This window comes from Corynebacterium sp. Marseille-P3884, from assembly GCF_017942225.1.
Taxonomy (GTDB): Bacteria; Actinomycetota; Actinomycetes; order Mycobacteriales; family Mycobacteriaceae; genus Corynebacterium.
Genome location: NZ_JAGKSD010000001.1, coordinates 56,863 through 73,824, shown reverse-complemented (window position 1 = coordinate 73,824; position 16,962 = coordinate 56,863). Strand labels below are relative to the sequence as shown.

Genomic DNA, 16,962 nt, shown 5'->3' with positions numbered 1-16,962 from the left:
GGTTATGACCGCCACACACGAACTGGGGACTAAATCCCTGTACGAATCATTCGCGCCTAGGCAGACGCTCAGAAACCGCCGGGCAAAGCTGGCAGTGCGCCCTCCGCCGCCGGTGCGGGTGCTGGGGCCGGAGCGGCCGGAGCCGGTGCGGGTGCTGGGGCTGCCGGAGCCGGTGCGTTAGGTGCCGGTGCATCAGCAGCGGGCGCTGGTGCCGCCGGAGCAGCCCCGCGATTACCCGACTGGCCGCCAGGAGTCGGCAGCGACGGCGCAGCTCCGCGTCCGGTCGGCAGCGAGTTCTGCGGAAGAGCAGACAGGTTATCGGCAATATCGCGCGTTGCTTCGCGGTCACTCGTCGCCTTGTCGGTGCGGATCGTCTCCTCATTCACATCGACAACACGCACGTGCTTTTCTGGGTCGGCTTCACGAGTCTCGTTCGCCTTGCCGTCAGCAGCGACATCGATAATGCCGGGCTGAACCGGAACGACCATGCCCGCAGCATCGGCCTTCGCCGCGACTTCTGCAGCAGCACGGCTGTCCTCGACATTGCGGTTCAGCGTCTCAATTTCATTGTTGAGCGTGCGCTCCTTGCTCTGGAGCTGTTCGATCGTGAATGTCTGCTGCGTGGACAGAGCAGACAGCAGCATCGCACCAAAGATGCCCAGCACCAACAGCGGCAACGCCAGCATCGACATCGTCGAGAACTTGCGCTTCGCCTCCGTGGTGGCCACGCGACGTCCACGCACGGACACGACCTGCTTGGAGCCCAGACGACGCGGTCCGCGTGGGACGTGCGGGGCGATGCGCGGCTTCAGCCCCGACGGCACCGGTGCTGTGCGCGTGCCAGGCTGGTCAGCATGGCGGGTCGTACGCTGCGGGGTGCGCTCCAGCAGCGCAGTCGAGCTGCCGGCAGTGTTACCGGCGGTGAGGTCTCGGCTTGCTCCCATGGTCGTGGTTCCCTTCGCTTGTTGCCGTGCTGTGTGTGGTTGCCGTGCTGTGCGTGAATGCGTCGATCGGATGCTCATCGCGCACCCCCAGGTGGCCCGCTGTCGAGCTTCTCCACCGCCCGAACGCGCACTGAAGCTGCTCTGCGGTTCAGCTCAATCTCTGCCTCGGAGGCCTGCTCGGCGCCACGAGTGACCAACCGGAATTTCGGTGCCATGTCTGGCAGCTCGGTCGGGAGACCCGGCGGGGTCTTCGACTTCGTCATATCCGCGAATGCACGCTTGACCAGCTTGTCTTCGAGCGACTGGTAACTCATGAACACTGCGCGACCACCCTCACCGAGCGCATTCGCAACCATCGGGATGACGTTTTCCAGTGCCTCGAGCTCCCGGTTGACCTCGACGCGGAGAGCCTGAAACGTACGCTTGGCCGGGTGTCCGCCCGTGCGGCGCGTCGCCGCAGGGATCACATCGTAAAGAAGCTCCACGAGACGTCCGGACCGATCGAAGGGTTCTTTCTCGCGCTCATCGATCACTGCCGAGGCGATCTTGCCGGCGAAACGCTCGTCACCGTACGTCTTAAGCACACGCGCCAAATCACCATGGCTGTACGTGTTCAAGACATCCGCGGCCGTCAGACCGATGCTCGGATCCATGCGCATGTCCAGTGGTGCGTCGACGCGGTAAGCGAAACCGCGCTCCTCCTGGTCGAGCTGCATCGATGACACGCCAAGATCAAAGAACGCGCCCGCCAATCCCGTCTTGCGGACGCGCTCGAACACAACGTTTTCGTTGCTCGCCAATTCCTCGCCGAGGCAATCGAAGCGGCCCCGGACCGGAACGAACCTATCGCCGAACCGCGCCAGACGCTTAGTGGCGTTTTCCAGCGCCGCCCCGTCTCGATCAATGCCGATCACGGTGGCGTCGGGGAATTCGGTAAGGAAATATTCGGTGTGCCCGCCGGCACCCAGCGTGCCGTCGACGATCACGGCCTCAGCTCCGAAGCGTTCTACTGCCGGGCGCAGCAGATCACCCATGCGGTCGCGCATAACGGGGACGTGACCATGGTTCGCATCGACACCGAAGTCCATGTCCGACTTCTGCGACGTGTCATGTGCCATGTGGTCCACCCCCCCCTTGTGCCTGGTGTGCCGTGCTACGGATTAGGTCTGACTGCGGTTGAAAGAATCTGTTCTAACGGGGAACGTGTAGGGCCCTGCTCGGGGCGGTCATTCTGATATCGGGGAAGTACACCAGAACGACTCGCGCCCCGAGCAGAGTCCGTACACGCTCTCCGTTCGCCCGCTTAGAGCAGGCCCGAGAGAATGTCGTCCTCATCGGCCGCCGAGAAAGCGGCCTCCGTATTTTCTTGGTATTTCTGCCAGGACTCGGCGTCCCAGATTTCCAAGAAATCCACTGAACCGATGACCACACATTCCTTGGACAGGTTCGCGTAGTCCCGGTGCGCCGGTGACAGCGTGATGCGACCCGAACCGTCCAGCGTCTGCTCATCCGCACTTGCCGCCAAGTTTCGGATAAAGGCGCGCGCCTTCGGATTCGTGCGGGAAACCGCAGCCGCTTTACGCGCGCGTGCCGCGAATTCCTCGCGGGGATAGACCGCCAGCGAGTGGTCTTGCCCCTTGGTCACCATCAGCCCGTCCGCCAGTCCTTCACGGAACTTGGCGGGCAGCGTCAGGCGCCCTTTGTCATCCAGCTTGGGGGTATAGGTGCCAAGAAACATCCGGCGCCCTACCTTCCTTCGCTCAATGACTCCGGCTGTGAATTTTTGTCAGATCCGACCCGGCATCGTCACACCGGCCCTTCACTGTCCCCCACTTTAACCCACTCTCCCCCACAAACGCCACATTGGAACACAAAATTCTTTCCGCGTGTCACGAATCCACAGTTCAGCACACTGATCACACGTGGCGCGTCCACCCGCCCCCTCTAGCCACTTTCCACCACATCCGCCCCTAATCGCCCTTTACTACCCCACCATCACCACCACTACCACTACGACCGATCGGCATTCCCGCAGGAAAAACGGATCACGCCATAACCAAGAGACCCCAGTGGGTGAAAGTGGGGAGCCTGGGTGGAGGAAAGTGGGAACCCCAGGTGGAGGAAAGTGGGAAGCCAAGCAAAAAGGCGCCACCCAGGCGAGATACCGTGATGCGCGCACAAAAATTCCCCCTCACGTTTCCGTAAGAGGGTTTGAAACTATTCCGTTAAAGGGCCGGGAACCTATCTAGCTGGGCAGGCACTCTTGCCTAGTTGGGCAGGCCCTCGTGGACGGGCCTTCACGCCGGGAGGGCGGCAACTGAATCAGGAGGACGGTTTACTGGCCTTCGAAGCGACGGCGGAAATTCTCCTCCATCCGGGAGCTGCGCCCTTCGCGGCGCAACTGCGGCCCAGCGCTTTGAGCACGCGATGGCACGTTCTCCTGAGCCGGTGCACGCAGCCCCCAAATGCCGCCAATGAACATGACAACGAAACCGAGGATGCTGAGTGCCACAAACCAGATGCTTTCAGCAGCCAAGGCGACGCCCGCAATGAGCAGCACGAGGCCGAGCACAATGAGGGCAACGGCCCGCATGGTCGGCCGGAACCCGCCGTCAGCAGATCCACGCTCAGGCACAGAAGCCACCGTCGACCCGAACTTCGGATCGTCGGCCATCAGCGACTCCTCGATTTCGCGGAGCAACTTCTGTTCCTGCTCAGATAAAGCCACTTTCACTCCCAGCCTGGTTTGGTCGCTGTCTTCTCTGAACTACAACGCGCCACGGCGTCGTTTTGTTCCCTTCATCATAGCGCCCCGACACCACCGCAGAACAGTCACAGCAGGCTAGGCAGCGGTCATGCCACTTCCCTCCCCGGCCGTCTCCCCGAAGAACTCGGAAGCCAGCTGAACAAGACTTTCGACATCCTCACGTTGCGGATTCAGCTCGATCCCGGACGCGACTCTTCCCCTCAGCCGCGAGAATCCGGAGAACGCAGTCGCCCAATACGCTCCACGAGCCCCTGTGAGTGCAAGCTTGTCCCACGCACTCGTGGGCAGACGCTTCCGCTTGGCCACCACTGCCGACTGCGCAATCACGGCCCCTGCGGTACGCAGTGCCGCGCGGTACGCACTTTCCAGAGCCAGGCCGTATGCGCCGGCAGCGAGCTGCGCATGCGCGTCCTCGAGCAGCGCACGCCCCGAAGCCAGAAATTCATCATGCTGCAAGGTCGCGGGCACCGCCCCGTATACCGCGCCCGTCGTTGCTGAGATCACGCTAGACATCTGACTCTCCTCCTCGTTTCACTACCGTTCCGCCCGGCGCTCACATTCCTGTTCGCGCCCTCATTTCCAATTACTTTGTGAGCCTCACACTAGAAACCGAACCGGACACAGCCCGCCAGCAGTTCGAACACGTTTTCGAACTATTGCCCCACTTCGTATCAACACACCGCTATGACCTGCAGTTTCAGCGATGTCGGGGTGTGGATAAGCTGAATCAGACGCACCCACGCGCCCCACATGGTTCGATGGAAACCGTGTCCGTCACCATCCGCGAGCTGTCCCCGTACGAATTCACCGCCATGGCTCCCGAACTCGTGGGCCTCTACATCACGGCGATGCGCTACCCCATTGCCATCCACGACCAGCGCGTGACTGTCTGGCGCCGCGATTCGCTGGAACGGGACTTCGCTGCCGTCGCCGCATTCGACGAGGAGCAGCTCGCCGGTGTCGCTTATGGTTTCCGAGGCTCACAGAAACGCTGGTGGGACCAGCAGCTTCGACGCGGACTAGTGAATAGCCATGCGATGACGCCAGAGATGACCGCTGTCGTGGAGAACTATTTCGAGCTAGCGGAAATTCACGTCGCCCCGCATCTCCAGGGCCACGGCATCGGCAGAGCCCTCATTGAAAGATTGCTCAGCCGGGCATCGCAGCCACATGTCTTGCTCTCCACCCCCGAAGTGCCGAACGAGGGCAACGCCGCGTTCGGCCTCTACCGCTCGCTCGGCTTTGAAGATGTGCTCCGCGATTTCCGCTACACCGGTGATCCGCGCCCCTTCGCGGTGCTTGGCCGGACATTGCCGTTGGAGATCAGCACCCCGGTAAAGTGAGTGGTAATCGTCCATCCTCCCCTCCGTGCGGCAGAAGGAGACACCACTTTTGAGCGAGCGCACACCTCACATTGCGGTAGCAGATGTCCCAGCAGCAGTGGAACGAGAGCTGGAAGCATTCTTCGGGGACAACGCGGCGTCGATAAGCGAAATCGGCGCTCCCGTCGCTGAGGCCGTGGGGCACTTGCGCAATTTCGTGCTCGGCGGAGGAAAACGCATCCGTCCCACCTACGGTTGGGTGGGGTACGCGGCGACAGTCGGTGCGGACGGCAGCGGCGAGGACCCGGCGGCCGTGCTTCGTGCGGTCAGCGCCCTCGAGCTCATTCAAGCGTGTGCACTGGTCCACGACGACATCATCGATGCCTCAGACACCCGACGTGGCAAGCCCACGGTTCACCGTGCAATCGCTGCGGAACATGCGCAACGCGGCTGGCACGGCGACGCGGACATATATGGTGAGAATGTCGCGATCCTCATTGGCGATCTTGCTCTGGCCTGGGCCGACGACATGTGGCGCTACTCCGGCGTGAGCGATGCAGCGCTGCTGCGCGCGGCTGAACCGTGGCGCGGTATGCGCGCGGAGGTCATCGGCGGGCAGATCCTCGACATCGCCTTGGAAGCCTCCGGCAGCGAAAGCGTGGAGATGGCAGATTCTGTCAACCGTTACAAGACCGCCGCCTACACGGTGGAACGTCCGCTCCACCTCGGTGCGGCACTGGCGGGCGCGGACGAGACGACTATCGCTGCGCTGCGCGGATACGGCCGCGATATCGGCATTGCCTTCCAGCTCCGCGACGATCTTCTAGGCGTCTTCGGCGACCCTGAGGTGACCGGTAAGCCGGCAGGCGACGATCTGCGCGAAGGCAAGCGGACCGTGCTCTACGCACTTGCGTTGCAAGCCGCGGACGCATCAGATCCGGCCGCTGCAGAAAAACTCCGCTCGGGAATCGGCACCGCCACGGCCCCCGACGACATCGCGGAACTGGCGCGCATCATCGAGTCGACCGGCGCTGTGGACGTCACGGAAGAGCGCATCACGCGTCTGACCGAGTCCGGATTGAAGCATCTCGAGGATGCCCACATCACCGATGACGCCGTGGAGACCCTCACGTCCCTGGCTATCAAGTCCACGGCCAGGCGCAAATAGAGGCGTCTGTCCGATGACCGTACGACTCTCCCCGAAAACCGCGCTGTGGTTGGGCGCTGCCGGTGCCGTCCTCATGATGGTCGGCTCCTTCGGCGCGGGCGCAACGAGGAACCGCGGCGGGGTGCTCGATGCTTCCGGTATCGCCTTCCTGTCGTACGGCCACGGCCGGGGCCTGCTCAACATCGCATTGACCGCAGGGCTTGTGCTTCTCGTGCTCGGTTGGGTCGCCGCCGGCAGGTATGTGCTGGCTGACCGCACTGAGCCTGGCGTGCGCGACCGGTGTGAATTCGCGCGGGCATCACTGTGGTCCGCCACTGCCCCACTCCTGCTCGCCGCGCCACTGATGTCGCGCGACATCTACTCCTACCTCATGCAGGGCGCCATGGTCCGCGACGGTTTCGACCCGTATTCGGAAGGCGCCGCTATAAACCCCGGCCCGTATTTGCTGGAAGTCTCCCACGACTGGCGCAACACCACCACGCCCTACGGCCCGCTGCACCTGTGGATCGGCAATGGAGTGACCAGCTTTGTCGGTGACAATGTCATGGCGGGCATCATCTGCTACAAATTCATCTCCCTCGCTGGTTTCGCCGCCATTGCGTGGGCGGTCCCGAAAATCGCGCGTTTCCTCGGGGGCGATCCAGCGGTCGCTTTGTGGCTGGGTGTGGCCAATCCGGTGATGCTCATCCACATGGTCGGCGGCATGCACAACGAGGCCGTCATGGTCGGCTTGGTCAGTCTCGGCCTTGTGGCGTGCCTGTCGCGACGCTTCCTGCTGGGCACCGTGCTGGTCGGGGTGGCTGTATCCCTCAAGGCGACTGCTGCGGTCACGTTGCCGTTCATCGTGTGGATGGCTCTGCACCGCTACGCGCCCGAGGGGTCCCGCCCAGCCCGACGGGTGGGTGTCTTCTTCGCTGCTGGTTTCGCCGTAGTAGCAACGGCTGTGGCCACCGTCGCGGCGGTGACGCTGGCGTCAGGCACCTCGTGGGGCTGGCTGGCGGAGATCTCCGGCAATTCGAAAGTGGTCAATCCGCTCTCCGCCGCGACACTCGCCGCGGAGGCAATCACGCCCTTCCTGCAGCTTTTCGACGAAGCCTTCCCCTACAACACCGTCCTCGGCACCACCCGCACTATCAGTTCGGTGCTGATGCTGGCCGGTCTCGTGGCGGTGTGGTGGATCTTCCGGAAGACTGACCGCCGCAATGTCATGGGCATGGCGCTGGCATACATGGTCGCATTCGTCTTCAACGCAGTCTCGCTGCCGTGGTACTTCGCCTCCGCTGTGTCCGTGGCGGGCACGTTCACCCCGGCGCGCTGGCTAACACGCCTGACTGTGGGGTTGTCAGTGATCGTGGCGCTCGCGTTTTCCGGCAGCGGCAACCACCACTTCTACAACGGGCCGTGGATGCTCGCCGCTTTGATCGCCGGCTGGTGCGCGGCCGCGTATGTCCTGCCGCGTTCTAAAACGCCATCGCCTGAGCGCGCCTGATCACTTCACGGGCCCCGTGGCCGTGCAACGCGTCGATCGGGCGGCCGGGCAGACTGTCATCTTCCGTGAACAGGTAGGCCAGGATTTCCTCCTGGTTGAAGCCACCGTCGAGGAGAACGGTGATGGCCCCGGCGATGAATTTGGATAGCTCCTTCCCGCCGTCGAGCATGAGCTCGGGGATGACTTTCGTGCCGTCCTTTTTGTGGGACACGAGTTTGCCGGCGTTGACGTAGTCGTGGACCTTTGTCACAGGGACGCCGAGCCGCTCCGCCACCTCGGGGAATGGCAGCAGCGTTTCCCCGCTCAGCAGTGCGTCGAGGTCGTGTTCGTTGGGGTCGTGCTCTGTAGAATTCACGCCCGCCACTCTACTCACCGCATGCCGTCTACCGGTCGGGAAGTCCCGTGCACCATACTGGGTGCTATGACTCACCTCGCAGCCGGCGACGTGTTGGAAGGCCGGTACATCATCGACCGCCCCATTGCGCGCGGCGGCATGTCCACCGTGTACCGCTGCCTCGACGACCGTTTGGGCCGTGAAGTCGCCGCGAAGGTGATGGATGAACGCTATGTCCACGACGATGTTTTTCTCGATCGCTTCGCGCGCGAGGCCCGCGCGATGGCGCAGCTGAGCCACCCGAATTTGGTCAATGTGTACGATTTCGCGGCCGACGGCGAGGATGTCTTCCTCATCATGGAGCTGATCACCGGCGGCACGCTCCGGGAGCTGCTCGCCGAGCGCGGCCCAATGCCCCCACATGCCGCCGCCGCAGTCATGCGGGCAATGCTGACGGGCTTGTCCGTCGCGCACCGTCGCGGTCTGGTGCACCGCGACATCAAACCAGACAATATTCTCATCAACGGCGACAGCACGGTGAAGCTCGCAGATTTCGGTCTCGTGCGCGCGGCGAGCGATGCCCGGCATTCCACGGATCAGATCGTCGGCACTGTCGCGTACCTCTCCCCCGAGCAGGTCGACGGCACAGAAATCACCCAGACCTCTGATGTGTATTCCGCCGGCATCGTGCTCTTCGAACTCCTCACCGGCACCGTCCCCTTCGATGGGGACACCTCGCTCGGCCATGCGATGGCGCGCCTGCGGTCGGATGTCCCGGCACCGTCGTCGCGCATGCAGGGCGTGCCAATGCTTTTCGACGAGCTCGTGGCCACCGCCACCGCCCGCGATCCCCGCGAGCGTTTCGCCGATGCACGGGAGTTTCTCGATGCTCTCGACGATGTCGCCGCCGAGTTGGAGCTGCCAGAGTTCACGGTCCCAGTGCCCACTCAGTCCGCGGCGAACCGGGCCGCAGCGATTCCCACGAGCGTCACTCACCTTGACTCCCCGCAGTCTGCCCCGGAATCTGCCCCGGCACCGGAACCAGGTCTGTTCGGCCGCCGCGACGACCACAGGTACTGGGATCACGACGAGCCACGGGAGCCGTACGCTGCCCCGCTCCCGCCGGCAGCCGCACAAGCTCCGGCCCCAGCCCCGGCACCGTACGAACCGCATGTTCCGCCGTTGGAGCGTGTCGACGATCGCCGGCGGGAGCCCGAAATGGATGAACAGCCCCCGGTGGACACGAACCGCTCGGCGGCTGCGATGGTCGTGATTCTCCTGCTCATAACAGCAGCCACCGCAGCAGTCGCTGTCGGTGGCTGGTGGTTCGGTTCCGGGTCCTACGGGGAGATCCCCGAAATCCTCCGGATGCCTGAGTAGAGCGGGAATTCCCCCACTCCGCTCTGTTGGTTCCCGCTCTGTTAGTTGCGGAGCATCTCCGCGACGAGGAATGCGAGCTCCAACGCCTGCTCCGTGTTCAAGCGCGGGTCGCAAGCGGACTCGTAACGGCCCGGCAGGTCGATATCGGTGATGTCCTGCGCGCCGCCGAGGCACTCGGTGACGTGCTCGCCGGTCAGCTCGATGTGGATGCCGCCCGGGTGGGTGCCCAGGTGGCGGTGCACCTCGAAGAAGCCCTGGACTTCGTCGATGATCTTGTCGAAGTGGCGGGTCTTGTAGCCGTTCGATGCGGTGAAAGTGTTGCCGTGCATCGGGTCGGACTGCCAGACCACCTTGTGGCCGGAGCGCTCCACGGCATCCACGATGCCCGGCAGGACGTCGCGGACATTCTCGTGGCCCATGCGCGCGACCATGGTGAGACGGCCCGGCTCACGGTTCGGATCCAGCTTCTCGGCGTAGGCGACAGCCTCCTCCGGAGTGACCTTCGGCCCGAGCTTGATGCCGATCGGGTTGTCGATCAGGGCGGCGAAGTTGACGTGGAAGTCCTCGAGACCGCGTGTGCGCTCGCCGATCCACAGCTGGTGCGCCGACAGATCGTAGAGCTTGGTCTCGCCCTTCTCGTTCTCCGCGAGGCGGAGCATCGCACGCTCGTAGTCGACCAGCAGCGCCTCGTGGGACGCGTAGATTTCGGAGGTGCGCAGCTCGCGGTCGTTCACACCGCAGGCGTCCATGAAGTGGAGCGAGCGGGTGATCTCGCGCGACAGTGCCTCGTAACGAGCACCAGCGGCGGAATTGGCAACGAACTCACGGTTCCAGGCCTCAACGCGGTACAGATCGGCCGTTCCTGAGGTGGTCAACGCACGGACCAGGTTCATCGCCGCCGAAGAGTTCGCGTAGGCGCGAATCATGCGGGCCGGGTCGTGGCGGCGGGATTCCTCGGTCGGTTCCACACCGTTGACGATGTCGCCGCGGTAGTTCGGCAGACCGTTCTCGTCCAGATCGGAGGAGCGTGGCTTGGCGTACTGGCCGGCGATACGCGCCAGCTTCACCACCGGGGTGGATGCGCCGTAGGTCAGCACCACTGCCATCTGCAGCAGGGTCTTGATATTGGCGCGGATGTGCGGCTCAGTGTTGGACTCGAAGGTCTCGGCGCAGTCACCGCCCTGCAGCAGGAAGGCCTCGCCGTTAGCCACGTCCGCCAGCTGGCTCTTCAGCTTGTGGATCTCGGGTGCCACCACCACCGGTGGGACCGACTCGAGAATTTTGCGCACATACAGGGACGAGTTCTCATCCCATGTCGGCTGCTGCTTTGCGTCGCGGTTGACGGCGTCCTGGAACGCCTCATTGATGTCACCGGGAAGCGGCGGCAGATCGGGCAACACTTCTTTGGGGATGTCTACTGTCCAACTCACCTCTTTACTTCTAGCACGTCTGCGACACCGGACGTAGCAAAAGTGTGAAATGAGCTTGGATTATTCCGGCCGCGCGGTCGCGTGACCCCGACGATCGAGGGGCAGCGAGCGCGCGCAGATCTTGAATTTAAGGAGATTATGGCGCGCGTCGACAAGCGCGTCGTGGTTGCCCTGGGGGGCGGGAGGCAGCGTCGGGCGCCCCGCCATGTCCCAGTATTGGCGCAGCTCACGTGTGTACCGCGGCATCTCCTTCGGGAGTTTGGCCATATCGCCCCACAGCTGCGCCAGCACGACATGGTCGTACGCGCCCACCCACGCCCACAGCTCGGGCTTCGAATCGGAATCGGTGAGAAAGGCGAAGACCTCCTCGCGGATGGTCTGCTTCGATTTCCATTCCGGACGCTGCGGATTGGGCAGCTTCTCTAGGACATTCTCGCGCACCCACGGATTCGCGCGCGAGGCGTCGAAGTCCGTGGACACGGCGTAGTACTCGCGTCCGTCCTCGGCGACGATCCCGATGGAGATCAGCTCGATCGTCGTGCCGTCCTCGATGAATTCGGTGTCGTAGAAGTACCTCACTGCATGTTCTGCCAGTCAGGCTCCGTGCCCTCCGGGTAGCCGTTGCCTGCCTCGAGGGACTTCTTCACGTCCCCGGCGTACGCATCGACATAGTCGTAGCCGGACAGCTCAACGAGCCGCTCCATAAAGAAATCGGTGAACGGGCGCCAAACGGCAGAATCGCTCGGGTCATATCCGTTCTCACGTGCCCACTCGTGCGGGTCGATCGCTTCGCCGATCTTCACTCGCACCTTCGCCGGCCGCGGAATCCAGGAGCCGATCGGGTTCGCGTTGCGGGTACCGATCATGGCGACCGGAATGCAGGGCACGCCCGATTCCATCGCCACGCGCGCCATACCGGTCTTGCCCTTGTAAATACGCCCATCCGGGGAGCGCGTTCCCTCCGGGTAGATGCAGAACAGATCGCCTTTATCGAAGACATTCTGAGCGACCTCGAGCAGGTGCGCGCCAGCATCCTTCGCCTGACGGTCGATGGGCACCTGGCCCACGGAGGTGAAGAAGAACTTCTGGACGCGGCCGACGAAGCCCGGTGCGGTGAAGTACTCCTTCTTCGCCGGGTGCACCAGCTGGCGCGGGCACACGAGCGGGAAGTAGAAGGAATCCATCACGGCTTGGTGGTTGGACACCATCAGCGCAGGCTTCCCCTCCGGCGGGATGTGCTCAAGCCCCTCAGTTTCGGGGCGGTTCCAGATCCGCAACCACGGCCCGATCAGGATGTACTTGAAAAACTTGTACCACTTGTTGTTCATACTTCCTCTTACAGCACGTCTCGGGCCAAATCAGCAACGCCAATCATACCTGCCTGCGCGCCGAGCTCAGCTGTTTCCAGACGCGGATTGGGACGGAACCCGGAACCGACCACGCCAGCTTCCATTTTGTTTCGCGCGGTATCCAGGAACATGTCAGCATCTAGGCTCACTCCCCCGCCGAGCACAATGAGCTCAGGATCGAGGACATCGCACACGATCGACAGGCCCTGCCCGAGCCACCCCGCGAAGTGATCCATCGTCGCCAGCGCGAGCGCATCGCCGGAACGCGCCGCAGCGACGACATCGTTACCGGACGCACGCTTATCGACGACGCGGCGGTACAGCCCACAACCGTCGAACCCGCCCCGTTCTGCGATCTCCACGGCAGTGTCCACCAGCGCGGTGCCGGAGGCATATCGCTCGAGGCACCCACGTTTGCCGCAGGAGCATGCCCGCCCACCCGGCATGACGGTGAGGTGACCGAATTCCGGTGCGGTGCCGAACGAGCCGCGGTAGATCTCCCCGTGGTGCATGAGCGTGGCACCGATTCCGGTCCCCACCGCGAAGAGCACCCACGTATCAGCATCCTTCGCCGCACCGAAGCGGTATTCGCCCCAAGCAGCCGAGTTCGCGTCGTGCTCTAATCGCACGGGCAGTTCGAGTTCCTCCTGGAGAATGTCGCGGACTGGCTCATTGTCTTTCCATGGCAGGTGAGGCGCGAAGCGAACGACCTCGCACTCCGGGTCCAAAAACCCTGCCACCGCAACACCGACGGCGCCCACGGAATACTCCCGGCGCAGTTGCTCCACCAGCTCAACGATGGCGTGGACCAGGCCGTCCTCGTCCTCTGGGGTGCGCGTGGACACCGTGGTGAGAATACTGCCGGAGGCATCCACGACGCCCGCGCGCGTATTCGTGCCGCCGATATCGAAACCGATGGTGAGCGGGGCGGCACTGTCTTGTGTACGCATGGGTCAACATTCTAGCCTCGCGGCGGCGCGGTCTATATCCCACCGGTTGCCCCACCACGATCCGAACGATCCTCGAGCACGTCCGCGAGACGTTCGGCCAGCACTGTCCACGAGAACCTCTCCCCCACGAACTTCCGGCCGGCTGCACCCATTGCGGCACGTTGCTGCGGGTTGCGCAATAATTCGATGACCGCTGCTGTGATCGCGGTGTTATCGGTGCCGTCGACGACGATGCCAGTTTCGGCGGTGACGGTTTCCGGTGCACCGCCGGATTGTCCTGCGATGACGGGCACTCCGCACGCTTGGGCTTCGAGGTAGACAATGCCCAGCCCCTCAACATCCAGCCCACCGCCGCGTGTGCGCGCAGGCATAGCCATCACATCAGCCGACGCGACGATATCCCGCATGTCCTCCCGCGGCAGGCGGCCCAAAAAGCGCACGGCGTCCTCGACACCGTGGCGTCGCGCAAGCTTCTTCAAGCGCGGCTCGTACCGACCTTCGCCGACGACGGCGAGCGTCGCCCCCGGCACTGCATCGCGCACCGCCGGCCAGCACTCGATCAACCGGTCCTGCCCCTTACGCGGCACGAGCCGGGAAGCGACCACGACCAAGGGGGCAGAGCCGAATCCGTAGCGGTCGCGCGCCGCAGCCCGCTGCTCGCTCGTTGCGGGACAAAAGAAGTCCGTGTCTACCCCAGAGGGCAGTGGTACGAATGCGGGGCGTTCACCGAATGCGGCGCGAAAACGCCGGAGCGTGTACTCCGAGATATACGTGACCGTATCCGCCGCATTGCCGATCAGACGGAGCACCTGACGCGCTCCCGGCAACATCGACCATCCCACTTCGTGTCCGTGCGTCGTCGCCACAATTGTGCGTGCACCAGCTCTCCGGGCAGCTGGAGCCATCACAGCCAAAGGCGCAGCCGCACCGAACCAGACCGTGGTGATGCCGTGCTGTTCAATCAGCTCCTGCATACGGCGCACCGTCGCCGGAGTCGGCAGCATCATTTTCGCGGGCAGGCGGTGGACGGTGTACGGCAACGTAGCGTCGTAAAGCGATGCTTCATGCGCATCTTGCGTGGAGGCGAAGACGACGAGCGACTCCGGCCCACGCAGGCGCACGAATTCGCTCGCGAAATCCCGCAGATACGACTGAATCCCGCCGACTGTGGGCGGGAAATCATTCGTGACGAGAAGCGTTGCCATGCTGCCCAATAAGGGGGCGATTCGACGCGTTGCGCGACTAGTAGCGCACGGCGCCCTGGACGGGCATGGAATTCAAAGGCACGACCTGAACCGGAATGCCATAGTCCGCAGCGTGGACTACCTGGCCATTGCCCACGTACATGCCCACGTGAGTAACCCCCGGGTAGTAGCCGATAATGTCACCGGGCTGCAGCTCGGACATAGACACCGGAGTGCCGCCGGCGAGCTGGGCGCTGGAGGTACGCGGAATGGACTTGCCGTTCTGCTGGTACGCCCAGTACATCAGGCCCGAACAATCGAACTGGCCCGGGCCCGCGGCGCCCCAGCCGTACGGCGAACCGATCTTGGACAGCGCCGAGCCGACAACACCGTTCGCGGACGCGGACGGCGGAACGTTGAGGCTCACCGGCCCGTTCTTCGCCTCCCAACGGGAACGCTGCTCCGGAGTGAAGGCGTCCACGCGCTTCTCCACATCCTTGACCTTGTCGTCGAGGTCGCGGCGCTCGCGCTCCAGTTTCTTGCGTTTGCCCTCAAGCTCGGACTGGCGGTAATTCGCCACTGCCACCGCGATATTCGCATCGGTCGCGCGCTGAGCAGCCCGCTGGTTGAGCCGCTGCGACTCGTCGAGAGTGCGCTGCGCAGAACGGGACAGGGAGCCGAGGTACGCTGCCCGGTCAATAGCTTCCTGCGGATTCGCCGACTCCAACGCATTCACATTCGCGTCATTCGACAGTTTGCGGTACTGGACGCGCGCACGGTTATCCACCTCGCCCTGCGCACCGTCCTGAGCGTCAGCGGCCTTGCGGGCATCACGCCGCGCATCGTCCGCCACCTTCTTCAGCGACTTCACCTCGCGCTCGCCCTTGGCGATATCGTCTTCGATCGCCTTGACTTCTTCAGCCTTCGAGGTGGCCTCATCCGAGATCTCGCTCATCTGCTTGATCAGGTCGTCGACCTCATCAGCCTGGGCAGGCGTAGCAATGCCGCCAGCTGCGAGCGCCGACGCGAGACCGGCGGCGGCGAACGCCTTCGCGGTGCCATTGAAGCCACGAACACTCACACGGGAAGAAGCGCGGTGCGTACCCATCACGGGAACCTCTTCTTTCAAAAAACGCAGACGTCCCCCACGCACACTGTCGGGGCCGCAGCAACAGGTGAAAAGATTACAAACTTGTAACAAAACTAATCTGCAAACAGTCGCAGGTCAAACGCCCAGAAAGGACAAGTTCCGCCACTGAAACAGGTGTGATCGAAGTGAAAAACGAGACAAAAAACCGGCCGCGTACACCCCGTGGTTGCTGCGGGGTGCCGCGGCCGGTTGATCGCTCTTAAAAGCGTTACGCCTTAGAAGCGGACTGCCGAGTGGATCGGCATGTAGTTCAGCGGACGGTAGCCGACCGGGGTGCCGGAGTTCAGCGCGTCAATGATCTGGCCGTTGCCAGCGTAGATAGCAACGTGGGAAGCGCCGCTGTAGTACACGACGACATCGCCCGGCTGCAGGTCGGAGATAGCGACCTTACGGCCAGCGGCAGCCTGAGCGCCGGAGGTACGCGGGATCTGCTTGCCAGCCTGAGCGTGAACCCAGGAGGTGAAGCCGGAGCAGTCGAAAGCGTTCGGGCCAGCTGCGCCGTAGACGTACGGGGAGCCGATCTTGGACTTCGCGATGGACACGATGCGCTCACCCTGGGACTGCTTCGGCTTCGGAGCCGGTGCCGGCTTCGGAGCAGGCTTAGCAGCGGCCGCGCGGTACTCGGTCTGAGCCTTGGCCGGGGCGTACTTAGCCTCGACACCTGCGATCCAAGCGCTGAAGCCCGGGACGTTGTTGACGCCCGGAACGTTCTTCACAGCGTCGATAGCTGCGCGGACATCCGCACCCTTGTCAGCCTTGCCGGCGAGGGACGGGATCCACTGATCAATACCCGGGACGTTAGCGATGCCCGGAACGTTCTCGATGCCCGGAACCTCAGTAGCGATGCCAGAGTTCGGGACGGTGACCTGAGCCGCGTTAGCGGTGGCCGGTACAAAAAGGGTTGCGCCCGCGACGATCGCGGAGGCGGTAGCGATGCTGCGCTTTGCAGTCGTGTTCTGGCGGCGGTGCTTAGCCATGGACAATCTCCAATATCTTCCAGTGTCGCCTACCGGGTTAGCTGACGGGTTCGGTGCAGGAAATCACCTTTGGGACGCTCCGGCGCACTCGGTGCGCGCTCCTTGCTTCCCGTTCACCCCAGGAAACGTTTTCGGTTCCCCGGCTTCCATCCCCGCCATGGGGGGCGGAGTGAAATTCGGCTTAATGTTCAGATGTCTTATCGCTTGCGCCTCTGTGGCCGCAAGGTCTCAGATAGGTTACGAAATGGACACGGACATTGTCTAGCGACGCGCCCGTTATCAATTCGTAATTTTCATCGGTGCCTTCGGTGAAGGCGATTTCTCGACATCTAGATTCCCGGGAGAAACTTTTCCCGGACGGCAAATATACTGCCTGACCTGCACAGTTCTTATCTGTGAACGCGCTGCGTAGCCTCTGTCCGAGAGACCCCATACCGTCAAAAAATTTAGTGTGGCGCTCGTCACACCGTTACAAAAACGCTATAAACACGAAGATAACCCCCTTCCCTGATCCGGAC

Annotated in this window: 17 protein-coding genes and 1 riboswitch; of the genes, 4 read left to right on the top strand and 13 right to left on the bottom strand. The window is 63.2% G+C overall.

Features of this window, described 5'->3' with window-relative positions:
* Positions 1-68 precede the first annotated feature (68 nt).
* The 5 genes from J5Y21_RS00335 to J5Y21_RS00315 form a co-directional block, all read right to left on the bottom strand.
* The gene (locus tag J5Y21_RS00335) at positions 69-944 is read right to left on the bottom strand and encodes a hypothetical protein (protein ID WP_210571606.1); all 876 of its coding nucleotides are present in this window, start codon (positions 942-944) and stop codon (positions 69-71) included.
* Between the two features lie 74 nt (positions 945-1,018).
* Positions 1,019-2,032: a 16S rRNA (cytosine(1402)-N(4))-methyltransferase RsmH gene (rsmH, locus tag J5Y21_RS00330; RefSeq protein ID WP_210571829.1), complete on the bottom strand. Its 1,014-nt coding sequence runs from the start codon at positions 2,030-2,032 to the stop codon at positions 1,019-1,021.
* Positions 2,033-2,247: 215 nt separating this feature from the next.
* On the bottom strand, positions 2,248-2,682 hold the full coding sequence (mraZ, locus tag J5Y21_RS00325; protein ID WP_076598706.1) for a division/cell wall cluster transcriptional repressor MraZ: 435 nt from the start codon (positions 2,680-2,682) through the stop codon (positions 2,248-2,250).
* Positions 2,683-3,279: 597 nt separating this feature from the next.
* Positions 3,280-3,672: a DUF3040 domain-containing protein gene (locus J5Y21_RS00320; protein ID WP_210571605.1), complete on the bottom strand. Its 393-nt coding sequence runs from the start codon at positions 3,670-3,672 to the stop codon at positions 3,280-3,282.
* A 114-nt stretch (positions 3,673-3,786) separates the two neighbouring features.
* Entirely contained in the window at positions 3,787-4,224 is a 438-nt protein-coding gene (locus J5Y21_RS00315) for an SAV_6107 family HEPN domain-containing protein (protein WP_210571604.1), read from the bottom strand.
* A gap of 254 nt (positions 4,225-4,478) precedes the next feature.
* Here J5Y21_RS00315 and J5Y21_RS00310 point away from each other — a divergent pair, with 254 nt between their 5' ends.
* From J5Y21_RS00310 to J5Y21_RS00300, 3 genes are all read left to right on the top strand, one after another.
* Positions 4,479-5,054: an N-acetyltransferase gene (locus J5Y21_RS00310; RefSeq protein ID WP_210571827.1), complete on the top strand. Its 576-nt coding sequence runs from the start codon at positions 4,479-4,481 to the stop codon at positions 5,052-5,054.
* Positions 5,055-5,163: 109 nt separating this feature from the next.
* Complete coding sequence (locus tag J5Y21_RS00305; RefSeq protein WP_246874816.1) at positions 5,164-6,201, top strand: polyprenyl synthetase family protein; 1,038 nt, start codon at positions 5,164-5,166, stop codon at positions 6,199-6,201.
* A 13-nt stretch (positions 6,202-6,214) separates the two neighbouring features.
* Entirely contained in the window at positions 6,215-7,690 is a 1,476-nt protein-coding gene (locus J5Y21_RS00300; RefSeq protein WP_210571602.1) for an alpha-(1->6)-mannopyranosyltransferase A, read from the top strand.
* Here the strand turns inward: J5Y21_RS00300 and J5Y21_RS00295 are convergent.
* Positions 7,662-8,045 carry an Rv2175c family DNA-binding protein gene (locus J5Y21_RS00295; protein WP_210571601.1) on the bottom strand — a complete coding sequence of 128 codons (384 nt, stop codon included), beginning with the start codon at positions 8,043-8,045 and terminating at the stop codon, positions 7,662-7,664. The two genes, J5Y21_RS00300 and J5Y21_RS00295, sit on opposite strands and share 29 nt — an antisense overlap.
* 66 nt (positions 8,046-8,111) lie before the next feature.
* Between J5Y21_RS00295 and J5Y21_RS00290 the strand changes: the two genes are divergently transcribed.
* A complete protein-coding gene (locus J5Y21_RS00290) occupies positions 8,112-9,404 on the top strand; it encodes a protein kinase (protein ID WP_210571600.1) in 1,293 nt (430 codons plus the stop codon).
* Between the two features lie 41 nt (positions 9,405-9,445).
* Here J5Y21_RS00290 and J5Y21_RS00285 read toward each other — a convergent pair whose 3' ends face one another.
* The 7 genes from J5Y21_RS00285 to J5Y21_RS00255 form a co-directional block, all read right to left on the bottom strand.
* Positions 9,446-10,834 (bottom strand): 3-deoxy-7-phosphoheptulonate synthase class II, encoded by a 1,389-nt coding sequence (locus tag J5Y21_RS00285; RefSeq protein WP_210571598.1) that lies wholly within the window; start codon positions 10,832-10,834, stop codon positions 9,446-9,448.
* A gap of 60 nt (positions 10,835-10,894) precedes the next feature.
* Complete coding sequence (locus J5Y21_RS00280; protein WP_210571595.1) at positions 10,895-11,413, bottom strand: polyadenylate-specific 3'-exoribonuclease AS; 519 nt, start codon at positions 11,411-11,413, stop codon at positions 10,895-10,897.
* Positions 11,410-12,162, bottom strand: a complete 753-nt coding sequence (locus tag J5Y21_RS00275; RefSeq protein WP_210571593.1) for a lysophospholipid acyltransferase family protein — start codon at positions 12,160-12,162, stop codon at positions 11,410-11,412. Before J5Y21_RS00275 ends, J5Y21_RS00280 begins: the two co-directional genes overlap by 4 nt.
* Before the next feature lie 8 nt (positions 12,163-12,170).
* Positions 12,171-13,133 (bottom strand): ROK family protein, encoded by a 963-nt coding sequence (locus tag J5Y21_RS00270; RefSeq protein ID WP_210571591.1) that lies wholly within the window; start codon positions 13,131-13,133, stop codon positions 12,171-12,173.
* A gap of 32 nt (positions 13,134-13,165) precedes the next feature.
* Positions 13,166-14,338 carry a glycosyltransferase family 4 protein gene (locus J5Y21_RS00265; protein WP_210571590.1) on the bottom strand — a complete coding sequence of 391 codons (1,173 nt, stop codon included), beginning with the start codon at positions 14,336-14,338 and terminating at the stop codon, positions 13,166-13,168.
* Between the two features lie 37 nt (positions 14,339-14,375).
* A complete protein-coding gene (locus J5Y21_RS00260) occupies positions 14,376-15,425 on the bottom strand; it encodes a C40 family peptidase (RefSeq protein WP_210571589.1) in 1,050 nt (349 codons plus the stop codon).
* Positions 15,426-15,682: 257 nt separating this feature from the next.
* Entirely contained in the window at positions 15,683-16,444 is a 762-nt protein-coding gene (locus J5Y21_RS00255) for a C40 family peptidase (protein ID WP_210571588.1), read from the bottom strand.
* Positions 16,445-16,455: 11 nt separating this feature from the next.
* Positions 16,456-16,636: riboswitch (cyclic di-AMP (ydaO/yuaA leader) on the bottom strand.
* Positions 16,637-16,962: the final 326 nt, after the last annotated feature.

Coding starts and splice junctions, on each gene's coding strand:
- mraZ (WP_076598706.1), bottom strand. CDS start 2,682: ATGTTTCTTGGCACCTATACCCCCAAGCTGGATGACAAAGGGCGCCTG.
- rsmH (WP_210571829.1), bottom strand. CDS start 2,032: ATGGACTTCGGTGTCGATGCGAACCATGGTCACGTCCCCGTTATGCGC.
- J5Y21_RS00315 (WP_210571604.1), bottom strand. CDS start 4,224: ATGTCTAGCGTGATCTCAGCAACGACGGGCGCGGTATACGGGGCGGTG.
- J5Y21_RS00300 (WP_210571602.1), top strand. CDS start 6,215: ATGACCGTACGACTCTCCCCGAAAACCGCGCTGTGGTTGGGCGCTGCC.
- J5Y21_RS00255 (WP_210571588.1), bottom strand. CDS start 16,444: ATGGCTAAGCACCGCCGCCAGAACACGACTGCAAAGCGCAGCATCGCT.
- J5Y21_RS00290 (WP_210571600.1), top strand. CDS start 8,112: ATGACTCACCTCGCAGCCGGCGACGTGTTGGAAGGCCGGTACATCATC.
- J5Y21_RS00335 (WP_210571606.1), bottom strand. CDS start 944: ATGGGAGCAAGCCGAGACCTCACCGCCGGTAACACTGCCGGCAGCTCG.
- J5Y21_RS00265 (WP_210571590.1), bottom strand. CDS start 14,338: ATGGCAACGCTTCTCGTCACGAATGATTTCCCGCCCACAGTCGGCGGG.
- J5Y21_RS00275 (WP_210571593.1), bottom strand. CDS start 12,162: ATGAACAACAAGTGGTACAAGTTTTTCAAGTACATCCTGATCGGGCCG.
- J5Y21_RS00270 (WP_210571591.1), bottom strand. CDS start 13,133: ATGCGTACACAAGACAGTGCCGCCCCGCTCACCATCGGTTTCGATATC.
- J5Y21_RS00260 (WP_210571589.1), bottom strand. CDS start 15,425: ATGGGTACGCACCGCGCTTCTTCCCGTGTGAGTGTTCGTGGCTTCAAT.